Source organism: Methylobrevis albus (genome assembly GCF_015904235.1).
Taxonomy (GTDB): domain Bacteria; phylum Pseudomonadota; class Alphaproteobacteria; order Rhizobiales; family Pleomorphomonadaceae; genus Methylobrevis_A; species Methylobrevis_A albus.
Genome location: NZ_JADZLT010000041.1, coordinates 13,888 through 29,054 on the forward strand (window position 1 = coordinate 13,888; position 15,167 = coordinate 29,054).

General features: G+C 68.2%; 13 protein-coding genes. 6 read left to right on the plus strand and 7 right to left on the minus strand.

Annotated elements, in window-relative coordinates; all coding sequences use genetic code 11:
* The first annotated feature begins 76 nt into the window (after positions 1–76).
* On the plus strand, positions 77–901 hold the full coding sequence (locus I5731_RS04535) for a hypothetical protein (protein ID WP_197310185.1): 825 nt from the start codon (positions 77–79) through the stop codon (positions 899–901).
* Positions 902–1,008: 107 nt separating this feature from the next.
* Here I5731_RS04535 and scpA read toward each other — a convergent pair whose 3' ends face one another.
* The 4 genes from scpA to I5731_RS04555 all read right to left on the minus strand — a co-directional run bounded on the left by scpA (position 1,009) and on the right by I5731_RS04555 (position 7,167).
* Positions 1,009–3,177 carry a methylmalonyl-CoA mutase gene (gene scpA / locus I5731_RS04540; protein ID WP_197310186.1) on the minus strand — a complete coding sequence of 723 codons (2,169 nt, stop codon included), beginning with the start codon at positions 3,175–3,177 and terminating at the stop codon, positions 1,009–1,011.
* Between the two features lie 2 nt (positions 3,178–3,179).
* On the minus strand, positions 3,180–5,036 hold the full coding sequence (locus I5731_RS04545) for a methylmalonyl-CoA mutase family protein (protein ID WP_197310187.1): 1,857 nt from the start codon (positions 5,034–5,036) through the stop codon (positions 3,180–3,182).
* 203 nt (positions 5,037–5,239) lie between these two features.
* Entirely contained in the window at positions 5,240–6,526 is a 1,287-nt protein-coding gene (locus I5731_RS04550; protein ID WP_197310188.1) for a hemolysin family protein, read from the minus strand.
* 266 nt (positions 6,527–6,792) lie between these two features.
* Positions 6,793–7,167: a DUF2267 domain-containing protein gene (locus I5731_RS04555; RefSeq protein WP_197310189.1), complete on the minus strand. Its 375-nt coding sequence runs from the start codon at positions 7,165–7,167 to the stop codon at positions 6,793–6,795.
* A gap of 225 nt (positions 7,168–7,392) precedes the next feature.
* On the opposite strand from I5731_RS04555, the gene I5731_RS04560 reads away from it, so the two are divergent.
* Entirely contained in the window at positions 7,393–8,943 is a 1,551-nt protein-coding gene (locus tag I5731_RS04560; protein ID WP_197310190.1) for a helicase HerA-like C-terminal domain-containing protein, read from the plus strand.
* A gap of 43 nt (positions 8,944–8,986) precedes the next feature.
* Positions 8,987–10,375 (plus strand): dipeptidase, encoded by a 1,389-nt coding sequence (locus tag I5731_RS04565; RefSeq protein ID WP_197310191.1) that lies wholly within the window; start codon positions 8,987–8,989, stop codon positions 10,373–10,375.
* An 18-nt stretch (positions 10,376–10,393) separates the two neighbouring features.
* Here the strand turns inward: I5731_RS04565 and I5731_RS04570 are convergent, their stop codons facing one another.
* On the minus strand, positions 10,394–11,056 hold the full coding sequence (locus tag I5731_RS04570; RefSeq protein WP_197310192.1) for a haloacid dehalogenase type II: 663 nt from the start codon (positions 11,054–11,056) through the stop codon (positions 10,394–10,396).
* A gap of 159 nt (positions 11,057–11,215) precedes the next feature.
* On the opposite strand from I5731_RS04570, the gene I5731_RS04575 reads away from it, so the two are divergent.
* The 3 genes from I5731_RS04575 (at position 11,216) to I5731_RS04585 (ending at position 13,208) form a co-directional block, all read left to right on the plus strand.
* The gene (locus tag I5731_RS04575; protein ID WP_235981543.1) at positions 11,216–12,094 is read left to right on the plus strand and encodes a branched-chain amino acid aminotransferase; all 879 of its coding nucleotides are present in this window, start codon (positions 11,216–11,218) and stop codon (positions 12,092–12,094) included.
* A gap of 95 nt (positions 12,095–12,189) precedes the next feature.
* Entirely contained in the window at positions 12,190–12,888 is a 699-nt protein-coding gene (locus tag I5731_RS04580; protein WP_235981544.1) for a DUF1194 domain-containing protein, read from the plus strand.
* A complete protein-coding gene (locus I5731_RS04585; RefSeq protein WP_197310194.1) occupies positions 12,885–13,208 on the plus strand; it encodes a hypothetical protein in 324 nt (107 codons plus the stop codon). The genes I5731_RS04580 and I5731_RS04585 overlap by 4 nt, the downstream gene beginning before the upstream one ends.
* Positions 13,209–13,611: 403 nt before the next feature.
* Here I5731_RS04585 and I5731_RS04590 read toward each other — a convergent pair whose 3' ends face one another.
* Both I5731_RS04590 and I5731_RS04595 read right to left on the minus strand, forming a co-directional pair.
* Entirely contained in the window at positions 13,612–14,283 is a 672-nt protein-coding gene (locus tag I5731_RS04590) for a response regulator (protein ID WP_197310195.1), read from the minus strand.
* A gap of 118 nt (positions 14,284–14,401) precedes the next feature.
* Positions 14,402–14,998, minus strand: a complete 597-nt coding sequence (locus I5731_RS04595) for a superoxide dismutase (protein ID WP_197310196.1) — start codon at positions 14,996–14,998, stop codon at positions 14,402–14,404.
* Positions 14,999–15,167: the final 169 nt, after the last annotated feature.

Genomic DNA, 15,167 nt, shown 5'->3' on the forward strand with positions numbered 1-15,167 from the left:
GACCAATTGACACCCCGAGAAGTTGACAATCGATCAGACCGTGGTACTTTTTTTCATTCGTCCATAGGCAGACACAATGGGCTACGAACTTCCTGCAGGAATCATTCTTGGCAGCGCGATACTAGGTATCGCTTTAGATTCTTTTGACGCAGTCGAAAAGGTTAAGAACTACTTCGTACCGCAGCCCATAATGATTGACGAAAATTATATGATTTTTCCGATGCGTAGTTTAGTTGATCAAGAGTCGGGCAGTAGAGAAGTTTACGAGAAGTCGTGGCGCGTTTTCGCTCAAGAATTGTCCAATCAGTTTCCGGATTTTCTGTTTGCGTCACCAGCGTACATGGAGAGAGCTTGGTCTTTTAGCGCTAGTGATGCGATCGATAAATTTTGTAGTTTTTCGTCTAGTGAACAAGGACAGAGAGACTTAAAGGACTGTACCGATAAAGCCGTAATAGATTGGATTGATGTCGTAAGTTATTCAGTCACCAATCGAAATTCCTTCTCGATCGCCGGCATGAGTTTTATCTTGAGACCATATGGAGAGGGTGGCGAATTCACGGAGAATATTGATATTTTTTTTGCCGATACAGAGGAGAACGGAGATTGCCTGACGAGTGAGTTAGCTGATGGCGGCTGTATTGCGCGTCGATCAGGCCAAGACGAGATTATAGATGTCCCTCAGTCGATCGAAATCGGACAAAAACTCGTTCTTCCTCTCTATCTCGGATTGCGGCTTTCCTACACTGCCGAGGAAGGCCCATCGAACTACGACGGCTATGTCGTCGCGCCCTTTCGCTTGCCACTCTCCGTTACTGTCAATGACAGGGTAATTGTAGAGAAGTCTCGTCCGATGTCCTTGACGCCGATGATATCCAAAGGCGAGTATGAAATCAGGGGTTAAACTCGGTCTTTCTTCCCAAGTGCGTCGGCGCTTTCATCACCGGTTTTGCCGCGTCACCCCTCATCTCCTCTCCGCGTAGATTTACAATAATGCGGTAAGAGGTTACCTCACTCCGCCGCGCGTTGCTCGGCGTGGCCGAGGCGGCGGTTGAGTTCGTGGATGAGCTTGGCGGCGGCTTCCGCGATCACGGTGCCGGGCGGGAAGATCGCCGATGCGCCGGCGGCGATCAGCGTGTCGTAGTCCTGCGGCGGGATCACGCCGCCGACGACGATCATGATGTCGCCGCGGCCCTCGGCTTCCAGCGCCGCCTTCAGCGCCGGCACCAAAGTCAGGTGCCCGGCGGCGAGCGACGAGACGCCGACGATGTGCACGTCGTTCTCGACGCCTTGGCGGGCGGCTTCCTCAGGCGTTGCGAACAGCGGGCCGATGTCGACGTCGAAGCCGAGGTCGGCGAAGGCGGAAGCGATCACCTTCTGGCCGCGGTCGTGGCCGTCCTGGCCCATCTTGGCGACGAGGATGCGCGGGCGGCGGCCCTCGTCCTCCTCGAACTGTTCGACGAGCCGCTGGATCTGTTCGATCTGGTCGTGCATGCGCCCGGCCTCACGCTTGTAGACGCCGGCGATCGAGCGGATCTCGGCCTTGTGGCGGCCGAACACCTTCTCCATCGCGATGGTGATCTCGCCGACGGTCGCCTTCGCCCGTGCCGCCTCGATCGAGAGCGCGAGCAGGTTGCCCTCGCCGCTCGCCGCCGAGGCGGTCAGCGCATCGAGCGCGGTCTCGACCGCGGCCGGATCGCGCTCGGCGCGCAGGCGTTCGAGCTTGGCGATCTGCGCCGCGCGTACCGCCGAGTTGTCGATCTTCAGCACGTCGATCTCGGTTTCCGACGAGACGCGGTACTTGTTGATGCCGATGACGGGCTGGGCGCCGCTGTCGATGCGCGCCTGCGTCTTCGCCGCGGCTTCCTCGATGCGCAGCTTCGGAATGCCGGCCTCGATCGCCTTCGCCATGCCGCCGAGCGCTTCGACTTCGGCGATGTGGGCGAGCGCTTTCTCGGCGAGGTCCGCGGTCAGCTTCTCGATGTAGAACGAGCCGCCCCAGGGATCGATCATCTTGGTGGTGCCGCTCTCTTCCTGCAGCACGATCTGGGTGTTGCGGGCGATGCGGGCGGTGAAGTCGGTCGGCAGCGCCAGCGCCTCGTCGAGGCCGTTGGTATGAAGCGACTGGGTATGCCCCTGCGTCGCCGCCATCGCCTCGACCGCGGTGCGCACCACGTTGTTGTAGACGTCCTGGGCGGTGAGCGACCAGCCCGAGGTCTGCGAATGGGTTCGCAGCGACAGCGAGCGCGGATCCTTCGGATCGAACTCCTTCTTCATCAGGTGCGCCCACAGCAGCCGCGCGGCGCGGAGTTTCGCGACCTCCATGAAGAAATTGGTGCTGATCGCCCAGAAGAACGACAGCCGCGGCGCGAAGCGATCGACGGGCAGGCCGGTGCGGATGCCGGTGCGCACGTATTCGATGCCGTCGGCGAGCGTATAGGCGAGTTCGAGATCCGCCGTCGCCCCGGCTTCCTGCATGTGGTAGCCGGAAATCGAGATCGAGTTGAACTTCGGCATCTTCTCCGAGGTGAAGGCGAAGATGTCCGAGATGATCTTCATCGAGGGCGCGGGCGGGTAGATGTAGGTGTTGCGGACCATGAACTCCTTGAGGATGTCGTTCTGGATGGTCCCTGACAGCTTGTCGGCCGAAACGCCCTGTTCCTCGGCCGCGACGACGAAGAGCGCCAGCACCGGCAGCACCGCGCCGTTCATGGTCATCGACACACTCATCTGGTCGAGCGGGATGCCACCGAACAGGGTGCGGGTGTCGTAGATGGAATCGATCGCGACGCCGGCCATGCCGACGTCGCCCGGCACGCGCGGATGGTCGCTGTCGTAGCCGCGGTGGGTGGCGAGGTCGAAGGCGACCGAGAGGCCCTTCTGGCCCTGCTCGAGGTTGCGCCGGTAGAAGGCGTTCGAATCCTCGGCGGTGGAGAAGCCGGCATACTGCCGGATCGTCCACGGGCTCTGCACGTACATCGTCGGATAGGGGCCGCGCAGGTAGGGCGCGAGACCCGGGAAGCTGTCGATGTGGTCGAGGCCGGCGAGATCGGCGGCCGAGTACACCGGCTGCACCGGAATGCCCTCGGGCGTGATCCACGGCGCGGTGTCGTCGGGCGCGGCGGCGACCGGGGCGCGGCGGGCGTAGCGGACGGTGTCGAATGCGGGGATCTTCGCCATCGTCAGGCTCCCGTGGCGGCGTCGGCGCCGAGGCGGCCGGAAAGGTCGGTGAGGAGTGCGACCATGTCGAGCCCCTCGTGCACGAAGCGGTCGACGCCGGCGGCGCGCAGCGCCGCCTCGCTTTCGCCGGCGCGGCCGGCGATCAGCACCAGTTCGGCACCGGCGGCCTTCAGCGCCTCTGCCGCCGGAACGGCGAACTCGGCATAGGTCGCGTCGTTCGAGCAGAGGCAGGCGATGCGCGCGCCGCTCGCCGCGAACCCGGGACCGACGCTGTCCGCGGAGAGGTGCGCCTCACGGCCGGCGGTCTCGATGCCGCCGGCTTCAAAGAGGTTCTTCGCCCAGTTGTTGCGCGCGATGAACGACGCGATCGGGCCGAGGTTGGCGAGGTAGATCAGCGGCCGGGCGCCGGTGCGGGCAAGAATCGCATCGGACGCGTCGCGCAGCGCCTCCCACGGCTCGGCGATGCGGTAGGGCTGCACCGGGCCGGGGGTGGCGGGCTGCTCGGGCAGCGGGCCGGCGACGACGGCGGTGCGCTCGGTGAGCAGCGGCCAGGTGCTGGTGCCGCTGATCGGCTCGCGCCGGCGGGCGACGGCCTTCTGCGAGGCGGCGGCGGCGTCCGCGATGCGGGCGGGCAGGGCGCCGGCGGCGAGGCTGGCGGCGAGGCCGCCCTCGCGCTCGATCTGCTGGAACTCGGCCCAGGCGGCCTCGGCGAGCGCGTCGGTCAGCGCCTCGATGCCGCCGCTGCCGGCGGCCGGATCGGCCACCTTGTGCAGGTTCGATTCTTCCATCAGCACCGTCTGCACGTTGCGCGACAGCCGGCGGGCCTCGTCGTCGGGCAGGCCGAGCACGGCGGTGTGCGGCAGCGTGCCGATGCTGTCGGCGCCGCCGATCGCCGCCGAGAAGGCCGCAATCGTCGAGCGCAGGATGTTCACCCACGGATCGCGCCGCGTCAGCATGCGCCGCGCGCCCTCGGCGTGGACGAAGGCGGCGGACGGGCGGAAGCCGCAGGCCTCCGCGAACAGCGTGTGCAGCCGGCGGAAGGCGCGCAGCCGGGCGATGGTGAGGAACTGGTTCTGGTCGGCGACGATGCGGAATTCGATGCGGCGGAACAGATCGGCCGGATCGACCGAGCCTTCGCTCTCGCCGGCCCGCAGGTACTCGGCGGTGGTCGCCAGCGCCGCGGCGAGTTGCTGCGCCGAGGTCGCCCCGGCGCCGTGCCAGCCCTGGCCGGCGGTGGTGAGCCAGGTGCCGGGCAGCCCGGCCGACTGGCCGAGCGCGATGGCGTCGGAGACGGCGGCGGCGGACTCGGCCACCATCTGGCCCGGTGCATAGGGGTCGATGCCGAGATGCAGCGTGCCGGCGCTGTCGCCGCGGCGGGCGGCGAGGAAGTTCGCGATCTCGGCCCGCGCCGGCGCGCCCGGCGCGATGCCGGCGAGGTGGATGTCGATGAGGTCGGTGTAGACGCCTTCGAACAGCCGGGCGGGATCGGGCAGGGCGCCGGAGCTCAGCACGATGTCGAGCGCGCCGACGCCGCCGTTGAGCTCGTCGAGCGCCGCGGCGTTGGCGGCGGCGGCATCCGGCCCGACGACGAGCCGCTGCACGATGGTCCACGGGGTGCCGGCTGCGCGGCCGGCGATCGCGACGGCGTCGCGGCGCGGCACCGACAGCGGCGGCACGACGATGCCCTCGGCGGTGCGGGCGGCGATGCCGTCGAGCGTGCCGCCCTTCAGCGCCTTGGCGACGGCGGCCTCCCAGTCGGTCGCCATCGCCTTCGGCATCGCCGGGTCGAGGAAGGCGCCGAGCGTCGGGGCGTCGGCCGGTGCCAGGGCCAGGGCCGGAGACGGAGAGGTGCTGGACATCGCCCTTGCTCTTCTTTCGAGGCATCGTTGACGGGGCGCAGGATAGGCCGCGCCCCCGGACGGCGACAGATGGCCGAACGGCTTACGCCGCAGCCGGACTATCAGCCTTCGCGCGTGCAAAAGAAATCAGTTCGCAAGGCCGCGGAACGTGGCGGCTGGTCGCACGCCCGGCCGCGCGCGGCGGCCGGGGCGCTTCGGGCGGCTCAGTCCGCCGCGGCGCGCGAGGCGAGCACCTTGTCGATGCGGCGGCCGTCCATGTCGACGACCTCGAAGCGCCAGCCGAGCATGTCGACGGTCTCGCCCGTGATCGGCAGATGGCGCAGGCCCGCGAGCACGAGGCCGGCCACGGTCTGGTAGCCGCGCTCGGACGGCAGCGACAGGCCGAGGCAGTCGGCCATTTCGTCGGCCGGCATGCTGCCGGCGAGCAGCCAGGAGCCGTCGTCGCGACGCACCGCGTCGGGGTCCTCGTCGTAGCTATCGGAGCGGAAGGCGCCGGCGATCACCTCGAGCACGTCGGCCGGCGTCACCACGCCTTCGAAATGGCCGTATTCGTCGTGGACGAGCACCATCGGCACCGCGGCGTCGCGCAGCGTCTTCAGCATGTCGAGCGCGTCGACGGTGTCGGGAATCACCGGGGCGGTGCGCACGAAGCTGCGCAGGTCGAACTCGGCGCTGCCGGTGAGCAGCGCGGCGAGCACGTCCTTCACCTGGATCACGCCGACCATGGAATCGGTGTCGCTCTCGGAGACCGGCAGCCGCGAATGCGGCGTCGCCAGCAGCTGCGCCCGGATCGCGGCGGGGCTTTCGTCGAGGCCGATCCAGTCGACCTCGGTACGCGGCGTCATCAGCCCGCGCACCGGACGGTCGCCGAGGCGGAGCACGCCGGCGATCATCTCGCGCTCGTGGGTTTCCAGCACGCCGGCGGTCTCGGCCTCGAGCACCATCGTCTTGATTTCTTCTTCCGTCACCGTCGAGGTCGACGCGCCGGACTGCCCGAGCAGGCGGAAGGCGACCCTGGTGGAGCGGTCGAGCAGCCACACGGCGGGCGCCGCGATGCGGGAGAGCACCGTCATCGTCGGCGAGACGGCGCAGGCGATCGCTTCGGGATTGCGCAGCGCGAGCTGCTTGGGCACCAGTTCGCCGATCACCAGCGACAGATAGGTGATCGAGGCGATGACGATGCCGAAGCCGAGCGGTCCGGCGACCGCCGCCGAAACGCCGTTTTCCCGCAGGATCGTCGACAGAAGATCACCGAGCGCGGCACCGGAAAACGCACCCGCGAGGATGCCGACGAGGGTGATGCCGATCTGGACGGTGGAGAGGAAACGTCCGGGATCGGACGAGAGGCGCAGGGCGCTCGTTGCTCCAGCCCGTCCCGCATCCGCCATCGCCTTGAGGCGAGCGGGGCGCGAGGACACCAGCGCCATTTCGGAGAGTGCAAAAACGCCGTTGAGCAGGATGAGTAGAGCGACGAGACCTAACTCTATCACGGATTGTACGGGGCCCGGATACGCGAGAAGCAGCGCCCGGACCTGAGCTCCCTGTGGGCCCGGCGCGCGCCGGTTGCCGCCGGTGGGCGGAAAACCGTCGAGACCGGCGTCGATGCTTGCGAACTTATCGGACGAAGCCGCCGCCCGTCAATTCGAACACCGTAATGTCCGGACAAATCTGCGCCGGTCCGGCGCACCGCGAAACCACCGACCGGGACGGCCGGTGGGCGGCGCTTCTGTCTCGCAATCTGCTGGGAAGAGGCGGCTCAGATGAACTGCGACAGGCCCGGGATCGAGTTGATGATCTCGTCGACGATGTCGGGGCCGGCCTTCTCGCGCGCATAGGCGACGAATTCCTGCGTGACGCCCTGCACCTGGGTCACGTCGAGGCCGGCGGAGCTGAGTTCGGCGAAGGCGGCCATCGCGCCGCCGCCCATCATGTTGCCGAGGCCGGCCAGCAGTCCGCCACCGCCGGCGCGGGGCGCGATCCAGTCGGAGAGGCCGATGTCGGTGGCGAGTTCGCGGACCTTGTCGCTCGGTCCGTCCTGGTCGAGGAAGTTCAGGATGATGCGAACCGCCTGTTCGGCGGTCGCTTCGCCGATGCCGACGTTGTCCGCAATTCTGGTGACAAGCTCGTGCATGCCGCATCTCCTGTGTGGGTTGCGTGGCGGCGACATAGATACCACCAAGGTGGCGATGACAAGTGAAACTCGCGCAAATGCGGCAAATGACTTAAGTCCATGCGCCGTCGCACGCATTGGCGTCGCCGCCAAGCGCACAGAAGCGACATGGGCCTCGATTGTTCCCGCGCCCGCCCCGTCCTATAAACCAGCGGGGCCGCAAGGGCGGTGGACGCGGGGGCGGGCATGATCGAGGACGGCAAGATCTTCATCGGCGGCAGCGGCAAGCCGGAATACCTCACACTGAAACTCGCCAACCGGCACGGGCTGGTCACCGGCGCCACCGGCACCGGCAAGACCGTGACGCTGCAGATCCTCGCCGAGGGCTTCTCGGCGGCCGGCGTGCCGGTGTTCTGCGCCGACATCAAGGGCGACCTCTCGGGCATCGCCGAGGCCGGCACCCCGAAGGACTTCCTGCAAAAGCGCGCCGATGAGATCGGCCTCGGCGCCGACTATCCTCTCGAGGCGTGCCCGACCGTGTTCTGGGACCTCTTCGGCGAGCAGGGCCACCCGATCCGCACCACGATCTCGGACATGGGTCCGCTGCTGCTCGCCCGGCTGATGAACCTCAACGACGTGCAGGAGGGCGTGCTCAACATCGCCTTCCGCATCGCCGACGAGGACGGGCTGCTCCTGCTCGACCTGAAGGACCTGCGCGCGATGCTCGCCCATGTCGCCGAGCGTGCGAGCGAGATTTCCGCGCTCTATGGCAACGTCGCCCCGGCGTCGATCGGCGCGATCCAGCGCGCGTTGCTGGTGCTGGAGCAGCAGGGCGCCGACCACTTCTTCGGCGAGACCGCGCTCGACATCGCCGACCTGATGCGCACCACGCGTGACGGGCGCGGCGTCGTCAGCGTGCTCGCGGCCGACAAGCTGATCAACAATCCCCGCCTCTACGCCACCTTCCTGCTCTGGCTGCTGTCGGAGCTGTTCGAGGAACTACCCGAGGTCGGCGACCCCGAGCAGCCGCGCCTCGTGTTCTTCTTCGACGAGGCGCACCTTCTGTTCGACGAGGCGCCGAAGGCGCTGGTCGACAAGGTCGAGCAGGTGGTGAAGCTGATCCGCTCAAAGGGCGTCGGCGTCTATTTCGTGACACAGAACCCGCTCGACGTGCCCGAAAGCGTGCTCGCCCAGCTCGGCAACCGCATCCAGCACGCACTACGCGCCTATACCCCGCGCGAGCAGAAGGCGGTGCGCGTCGCCGCCGAGACCTTCCGCCCCAACCCCGCCTTCAACGCCTTCGAGGTGATCACCCAGCTCGGCGTCGGCGAGGCGCTGGTGTCGGTGCTGGAAGGCAAGGGCGTGCCGTCGATGGTCGAGCGCACGCTGATCCGGCCGCCGGCGTCGCGGCTCGGCCCGCTCGCCCCGGCCGAGCGCCAGGCGATCATGGCGGCGAGCCCGGTCGGCGCGATCTATGACAGGGAGATCGACCGCGAGTCGGCGTTCGAGATGCTCTCGGCCGCGGCGACCGCCAAACTGGAGCAGGCCAACGCGCCCCCCGCCGGCGGCTTCCTCGGCGGCCTGATCGGCTCGATCTTCGGCACCGCCCCGACCCAGGGCAAGCGCACCACGATGACCACCGGCCAGCGCATGGCCCGCGATGTGACGCGCACCGTGGTCAACCAGGTCGCCGGCAAGGTCGCGGCCGACGTCGGCAAGAGGATGGCCGGCTCGGTCGGCTCCAGCGTCGGTCGCGCCGTCGTCCGCGGCGTGCTGGGGAGCCTGCTCAGGCGCTGAGGCGACGCGCCAACTCCGCTTTCTCCCGCGAGGTCCAGATTCGATGACCGAAGCCCTCGACGCCGTGCTCACCCGCCTCGATGCCGATTTCGACGCCAGCCTCGCGCGGCTGTTCGACCTCCTGAAGATCCCGTCGATCTCGACCGACCCGGCCTTCCGGGCCGACTGTGCACATGCGGCCGAGCGGCTGGTCGCGGACCTTGCGGCGATCGGCTTCGACGCCTCGGTGCGGTCGACGCCGGGGCATCCGATGGTGGTGGCGCACTGGAAGCAGGCGCCGGGCAAGCCGCACGTGCTGTTCTACGGCCACTACGACGTGCAGCCGGTCGATCCGCTGGGTCTCTGGACCACGCCGCCGTTCGAGCCGCGGCTCGAGACCGCCGGCGACGGATCGCAGCGGATCGTCGGCCGCGGCGCCTCGGACGACAAGGGCCAGATCATGACCTTCGTCGAGGCGGCGCGGGCCTACATCGCCGAAATCGGCGGGCTGCCGGTCAACGTCACCATCCTGTTCGAGGGCGAGGAGGAGTCCGGGTCGCCGAGCCTCGTGCCGTTCATGGCCGCGACCGCGGAGGAGCTGCGCGCCGACGTCGCCCTCGTCTGCGACACCGGCATGTGGGACCGGCAGACGCCGGCGATCACCACCCGGCTGCGCGGGCTGGTGGGCGAGGAGATCACCATTGCCTGCGCCGACAAGGACCTGCATTCGGGCATGTTCGGCGGCCCGGCGCTGAACCCGATCCGCGTCCTGACCAGGATCCTCGGCGAGTTGCACGACGACGAGGGCCGCGTGACGATCCCCGGTTTCTACGACGGCGTCGGCGAGGTCTCCGAGGCGATCAAGGCGAACTGGGCCTCGCTCGGCTTCGACGAGGCGGCGTTCCTCGGCGGCGTCGGCCTCACCACCTCGGCCGGCGAGGCCGGGCGCTCCGCGCTCGAACTCGTCTGGTCACGCCCGACCGCCGAGATCAACGGCATCACCGGCGGCTACACCGGCGACGGCTTCAAGACGGTGCTGCCGGCGGTCGCCAAAGCCAAGGTCTCGTTCCGCCTCGTCGGCGACCAGGATCCGGACAAGATCCGCGCCGCCTTCCGCGCCTTCGTGCATGACCGGCTGCCGCCCGACGCCCGGGTCGCGTTCCACCCGCATGGCGGCAGCCCGGGCCTGCGCCTCAACGACGACAGCCCGGCCCTGCACAAGGCGCTCGCCGCGCTCGCCGACGAATGGGGCCGCCCGGCCGCCATGGTCGGCTCCGGCGGTTCGATCCCGGTGGTCGGCCTGTTCAAGTCGATGCTCGGCATGGACAGCCTGATGATCGGCTTCGGCCTCGACGACGACCGCATTCACAGCCCGAACGAGAAGTACGAGCTCGAGAGTTTCCGGAAGGGCCAGCGCTCCTGGGCGCGGGTGCTCGCGGCGCTGGCGGAGTGAGACCCTAGGCGCTCGGCCTCACCCGAGCGCCGTCAGCCCGGTCAGCGACGGCAGCACGGCGGCCGGCTTCATCTCGGCATATTCGTCGGCGGCACCAATGCGGTTGATCCAGACGGATCGAAAACCGAACTCGCTGGCGCCGGCGATGTCCCAGCGGTTCGACGACTGGAACGAGACGTTGGACGGGAACACCCGGAAGCGATTGGTGACGATGTCGTAGACCTGCGGGTCGGGCTTGTAGACGTGGATGGCGTCGACCGAGAGCACCTCGTCGAACAGCCCGTCGAGGCCGGCCGCCGACACGGCCTTGTCGAGCATCTTCGGCGAGCCGTTGGAGAGGATGGCGATCTTGACGCCCATGTCGCGGAGTTCGGTGAGCAGCGCCGGCACCTCCGGATAGCAGTCGAGCTTGGCATAGGCGTCGAGCAGGTCGGCGCGCAGGCCGCGGTCGGCGGTCGGCACCGCGGTGAACGCCCAGTCGAGCGCGTCTTCGGTGAGCAGCCAGAAGCTGCGGTAGCGCCGGCCGAGCGTGCGCACCCAGCTGTATTCGAGCTGCTTCGCGCGCCAGATCTCGGAGAGGCGCTGCGCGTCGGGGCCGAGGGCGGCGGCGTGGCGGCGCACGGCGGAGTGGACGTCGAACAGCGTGCCGTAGGCATCGAAGACATAGACGGAAAAGCGCATGGCGAGCATCGGTCCTGGCGGCGGCCGTCGCCGGCTGCTGCCGGTGCGTGCCGCCGAGGCGACACTAGCCGGATCGTCGCGGCACGCAACCGCGAACGCCGCGAGCGGCGTTTCCCGCGCTTGACCATCCGCCCCGGCGGGGCCAGAACGGCCGCTGAGATGAGCGAACGGGGCGAGGACGCGATGGCGGAGTGGTCGGAAACCTGGACCTATATCGACGGCGGCTGGCGTTCGGGCAACGAGCCGGTGCTCGGTCCGCGCAGCCACGCCTTCTGGCAGGGCTCCAGCGTCTTCGACGGCGCGCGCGCCTTCGAGGGCGTGATGCCGGACCTCGACCTGCACTGCGCCCGCGTCAACCGCAGCGCCGTCGCCATGGGCCTTGCCGCGACGATGGCCGCCGGGGAGATCGCCGAGCTCGCCCGCGAGGGCGTGGCGAAGTTCGCCGCCGGCACCGCGGTCTATATCCGGCCGATGTACTGGGCGGAGGAGGGCGGCTTCATGGGCGTCGACCCGCTGGCCGCCTCGACCCGCTTCTGTCTCTGCCTCTATGAGACGCCGATGCCGGCGCCGACCGGCTTCACCGCCACCATCTCGTCGTTCCGCCGCCCATCCTATGAAGTCGCACCGACCGACGCCAAGGCGGGCTGCCTCTATCCGAACAGCGGCCGGGCCCTGCGCGAAGCAAAGGCGCGCGGCTTCGAGAACGCGATCATGTGCGACATGCTCGGCAACATCGCCGAGACCGCGACCTCGAACCTCTTCCTCGTCAAGGACGGCAAGGTCGCGACGCCGGTGCCGAACGGCAGCTTTCTCAACGGCATCACCCGCCAGCGCACCATCAACCTGCTCCGCGCCGCCGGCATGGACGTCGCCGAGACGCAGCTCCGCCCGCGCGACTTCCTCGAAGCCGACGAGGTGTTCTCGACCGGCAACTATTCCAAGGTCGTGCCGGTGACGCAGATCGACGGCCGCCATTTCCAGCCCGGCCCCGTGATGGCGAAGGCGCGCGAACTCTATTGGGACTTCGCGCACGGCTGAGGGCGACGCACCCTTGACGTCTCATCCTTCCGGGCCATCTCCCAAATAGGGTGAACGACTGGGCGGAGGGACCAATGCGTCGGATCGGTGCACGCTTGCTGGCCTTCGCGGTCGTCATCGCGGCGGCAATCACCCCGGCCGTCGCCGAGCAGGTCGACGTCGAGCTCGTGCTCGCGGCCGACGGCTCCGGTTCCATCGACGATGACGAACTCGCCCTGCAGCGCCGCGGCTATGCCGAGGCGGTCACCAGCCGCGACGTGCTCGACGTCATCCGCGGCGGCCTGATCGGCAAGATCGCCCTCGCCTATGTCGAGTGGGGCGGCCCGGGCTCGCAGCACGTCATCGTCGACTGGATGGTGATCGAGGACGAAACCTCGGCGCAGGCCTTCGCCGACGCACTGGTCAGCCGGCCGCGCGCCGCTGTAGGCTACAACTCGATTTCGGCGGCGATCGACTTCTCGGTCGGCCTGATCGAGAGCAATGCCTATGAGGGCCTCAAGATGGTGATCGACGTCTCCGGCGACGGGCCGAACATCGGCGGCCGTCCCGTGCAGTTCGCCCGCGACGACGCGGTCGCCAAGGGCATCACCATCAACGGCCTCGTCATCGCCGGCCCCGGCGGCGTCGTGCGCCGCGTCGCCAACGAGCCGCTCGACGAGCACTACCGCCGCGACGTGATCGGCGGCCCCGGCGCCTTCGTGATGACGGTGGAGCGGACCGACGCGTTCCCGACCGTGGTGCGCCGGAAGATGGTGCTGGAGATCGCCGACGGCGGCACGACGGTGCGCCAGTGAAGGCGCTGCTGTCACTCGCCGTCCTGGCGGGCGCCGCCGGCCTCGCCGCCTGCGTTGGCGCCGATGCGGGTGGTCCTCCGCAGATCGGCTCGGCCGGCTGCGCGGCGATCGAGGCCGCGGTCGGGCCGGGCAGCGTCTGGTACGGCGGCTTCCACGGCCAGCGCGAGCGCGCCAGCTTCTACGACGACGACCTCCAGACCATCCGCCAGCGCCGCTGCTTCCAGAGCGAGCCGGAATGCCGGGCCTGGCTCTACGACCTGCAGAGCCGCTATTCGGCGAATGTCTACAGCGCGATCTGCCGGCAGGGTGTGCCGACGTAAGGCGGGGGCGACAGCGCGGCGAGGCATCCGGTTGGAGGCTCGGTGGTCAGGAGCGGCCCGACCGCCTTACCGGGAACCAGTGCTGGCCGACGGAAAGCGGACATCCACTCACTCTCCGCCGTCATCGCCGGGCTTGACCCGGCGACCCACTCGCCGTGCCGCGGGCGATGGCGCATCGTCGATAATTGTTGTTTTTCAATCAGGTACTCGGCCAATCTACCCAGGCCATTGGGTTGCCGGGTCAAGCCCGGCAATGACGGCGGAGGGGAATGGAGAAACCCGCGCGGGTCCGGTCCGGTCCCGTCCCCGTCCCAAAGCCAATGCGATGCAAGGCATCGCCGGGTGTCTCGCAGCGCTGTCTCGCCCGGCCTGCCTCACCCATTGTCCCGGTCCTGCCTCCCCCTCAGTCGAGGAAGATCTGATCGACCTTCGCAGTTGGAGCCGGCGTCGGCGCCGGGGCCACGGCCGTCGGGGCTGCCGGGGCTTCGCTGGCGCGGCGGGCGGCGGCGGCGAGGCGTTCGGCGGCGCGGACCTCGCGGATGTGCACGAAGCCTTCCGCGGTGAGTACCTGGTGGTCCTCGACCTTGCGCCGTTCCGGTCCCCGGTAGTTCGGGTCGTGCCGGCGGCGGCGGTCGGGGCCGAAATAGCCGCTGCGGGTCTTGATGTAGACCCGCGGCGTGTCGATCGCGCCCATCAGCCGCTGGTAGACGTGCTTCGGCCGGATCGGCTTCACCAGCACCTCGTCGATGCCGTGGTTGATCGCGCGCTGGATGTTGGTGCGGTCGGCATGGCCGGTGATCATGATGATCGGCATCATGCGGTTGCGCAGGTCCGGGCTGTGCCGTGCCCGGTCGGCGACCTTGAAGCCGTTGGTGCCGGGCATCATCAGGTCGAGAAAGCAGACGTCGACGAACGACGTCTTCATGTAGTCGATCGCCTCGTCGGGATTGTCGAAATCGACGATGGCGCGGAAGCCGAACTCCCACAGCACCGAACGCAGCAGGACCGTGAACGTCCGGTTGTCGTCGATGAGGACGATCTGCTTGAAGCTGCGACTGTCTTCCGGCTCGGCCATGCTGTCCCCCAACAGGGACGCAGAGTGCCGCGCCGGGCTTAATTTTTGATGGAAACGCGCCGGTCCCGCAGCGGGGAAACCGGGCGGCTCTCCGATCGGGAGAGCCGCCCGGCGAAGGTCAGGCCGCCTTGGCGTAGAGCTCGGCGACGTAGTCCCAGTTGACGAGGTTGTCGAAGAAGGCCTCGAGATACTTCGGCCGCGCGTTGCGGTAGTCGATGTAATAGGAGTGCTCCCAGACGTCGACGCCGAGCAGCGGCGTGCCGCCGTGCACCAGCGGGTTTTCGCCGTTCGGGGTCTTGGTGACGGAGAGCTTGCCGTCCTTCAGCGTCAGCCAGGCCCAGCCCGAGCCGAACTGGCCGGCGCCGGCGGCGAGGAACTCCTCGCGGAACTTCGCGACCGAGCCGATGTCGGCGATGATCGCCTTCTCGAGCTCGCCCGGGATCGCGCCGCCGCCGTTCGGCTTCATCCACTTCCAGAAATGGATGTGGTTGAAGTGCTGGCCAGCGTTGTTGAAGAGGCCGGCGTTCTTGCCGTAGCTCTCCTTGACGATCTCCTCGAGGCTCTTGCCCTCGAGCCCCGAGCCTTCCAGCAGCTTGTTGCCGTTGGTGACGTAGGCCTGGTGGTGCTTGTCGTGGTGGAACTCGAGCGTCTCGGCCGACATGTACGGGCCGAGCGCGTCATAGGCGTAGGGCAGTTCCGGAAGTTCGAAAGCCATCATGGTCTCCTTGGGTGGGGGTTGATCCGCGGCGCGGGGCAGGGCGCAGCGGCGTGACGGGCGGGGGGCGCCGGCGGCGGGCGCGCGCGACGGCGACCCGGTCCTCCGACAACGCCACCCCGATGTGGTGGGTTCCGGGCGCGACCTTAAAAGGTCGCCGCGGCCACGG

Coding starts and splice junctions, on each gene's coding strand:
- I5731_RS04535 (WP_197310185.1), top strand. CDS start 77: ATGGGCTACGAACTTCCTGCAGGAATCATTCTTGGCAGCGCGATACTA.
- scpA (WP_197310186.1), bottom strand. CDS start 3,177: ATGGCGAAGATCCCCGCATTCGACACCGTCCGCTACGCCCGCCGCGCC.
- I5731_RS04545 (WP_197310187.1), bottom strand. CDS start 5,036: ATGTCCAGCACCTCTCCGTCTCCGGCCCTGGCCCTGGCACCGGCCGAC.
- I5731_RS04555 (WP_197310189.1), bottom strand. CDS start 7,167: ATGCACGAGCTTGTCACCAGAATTGCGGACAACGTCGGCATCGGCGAA.
- I5731_RS04560 (WP_197310190.1), top strand. CDS start 7,393: ATGATCGAGGACGGCAAGATCTTCATCGGCGGCAGCGGCAAGCCGGAA.
- I5731_RS04565 (WP_197310191.1), top strand. CDS start 8,987: ATGACCGAAGCCCTCGACGCCGTGCTCACCCGCCTCGATGCCGATTTC.
- I5731_RS04570 (WP_197310192.1), bottom strand. CDS start 11,056: ATGCGCTTTTCCGTCTATGTCTTCGATGCCTACGGCACGCTGTTCGAC.
- I5731_RS04575 (WP_235981543.1), top strand. CDS start 11,216: ATGAGCGAACGGGGCGAGGACGCGATGGCGGAGTGGTCGGAAACCTGG.
- I5731_RS04590 (WP_197310195.1), bottom strand. CDS start 14,283: ATGGCCGAGCCGGAAGACAGTCGCAGCTTCAAGCAGATCGTCCTCATC.
- I5731_RS04595 (WP_197310196.1), bottom strand. CDS start 14,998: ATGGCTTTCGAACTTCCGGAACTGCCCTACGCCTATGACGCGCTCGGC.